Below are 1,471 nucleotides of genomic sequence, written 5' to 3'. Positions count from 1 at the left end.
CATCTGGGTCCCTTGAAGCGAATCAGGCAATGCACCTAGTCGACTCTCATATGCAAGCGTACTGATAAGCTGAGCACCTTCCGCCAAATTACTAGCCAAGGGCTTAGCCTCAAGCTGAGATATTTTATTGTCTTGATGTAAGCTGAGGTGATTAGCATGAATCGGCGCAGCCTCATCAAATACAAAAGTACTTAAAATCATCGCCAATGCTGCTACGCCAGCACCACCCAACAGAAAGTTTCTTTTAATTAGTTTGGTTTGATGAGTCATTGACAAGCGATACCTTATGCTCTTGGAAAGTTAGAAGTTCTGCTAGCTGCTGAAAACAGCTCCCCTAAAAGCATAGAGGAGCTGTAAAAGGCTTATAGTCCAGCAGACTTCAAGCGTGATGCCTGATTCTTATATAAAGTTAGAGGATCAGTCTCAAACAGATGGTGAATACCAAAGACATGATTCACTGCATCCATATGGTTCATGTTATAGCGCGTACCGATAACATCTCCCCAATGCTGGTCACAACGTTCAACCAAGCCATCGTTCGCACCACTGATCGTTGCACCCGTAAACATCAAGAACGCATCTGAAATATCTAAAGCATTGGTAAATGTCGCATCACCACCCCATGAGTAGTAACGAATACCATTTACTTTAGATGCACCTTCACCACAACGTGAGCTAGGCTTTCCATCCGGGAATAAAGCGTTAAACTGGTTAGCGCCTGGCGATGTCATGAACGTTACTGAGGCCAACGCATCCTGCGCATACTCAGGGTTGCCTGACAAGGCATCAATTACGTTACCAAGCAGATTAAGAGATCCTTCGACCAATGCTTCAAGGCCACCACCAACAGGAACGATACCGCGAGCAACATCAGCGAAGTCAGAACCAAAGTTCACCGCATTGATAGTCGTTACCGAAGCAACCAAGTCAGGTCTTACGCCCGCTGCATAGCGTACAGTTGGCCCACCCAAGCTGTGGCCCATCAAGTTGAATTTCTGCGCACCCGTCGCCGCACGAAGATCTTCCAATGCTGCAATAAGGTCTTCTCCACGCTGGTATGCATCATCCCATGCAGTCACATTCGGCGCATAAACCTTGGCACCACGTTCTTTAAGAGCACTTTTAACACCATAAAAGTAATCGATACCTAAAATATCGCTAAAGCCCGAAACACCATGAACTAGAACGATAGGGTATTTTGTTTCGTAGGCGTCGCAATCCTGCCACCACCAACAAATTGCACTTGCTTGAGCACTAAAGACCATCAGTGCCGTGAGTAAAAGCCAGCTTTTAGCTTGGCCAAATTTATTATTTTTAGCTTTCATATTGTTTTGCCTATTATTTGTTTTTATTAATCAGGGTCGCTTTATTCAATAGCGCTTAAGACTAGCTTGACAAAAAACCAATCAAAAAAGGTTCTACAAGATCACAAACGAACATTTTTTAACCAATTATTTTCTAAACCAAAGCT

The 1,471-nt window shown here is 44.1% G+C and carries 2 protein-coding genes; both read right to left on the bottom strand.

Features of this window, described 5'->3' with window-relative positions:
* A partial coding sequence (locus tag A3756_RS01340) for a hypothetical protein (protein ID WP_156490172.1) occupies window positions 1–270 on the bottom strand: 270 nt, incomplete at its 3' end.
* 92 nt (window positions 271–362) lie between these two features.
* Window positions 363–1,325 (bottom strand): triacylglycerol lipase, encoded by a 963-nt coding sequence (locus A3756_RS01335; protein WP_068552731.1) that lies wholly within the window; start codon window positions 1,323–1,325, stop codon window positions 363–365.
* Window positions 1,326–1,471: the final 146 nt, after the last annotated feature.

The organism is Oleiphilus sp. HI0086 (assembly GCF_001635225.1).
Note: the sequence above shows the minus strand (reverse complement) of the source record. Positions and strands in the feature narration are given on the sequence as shown.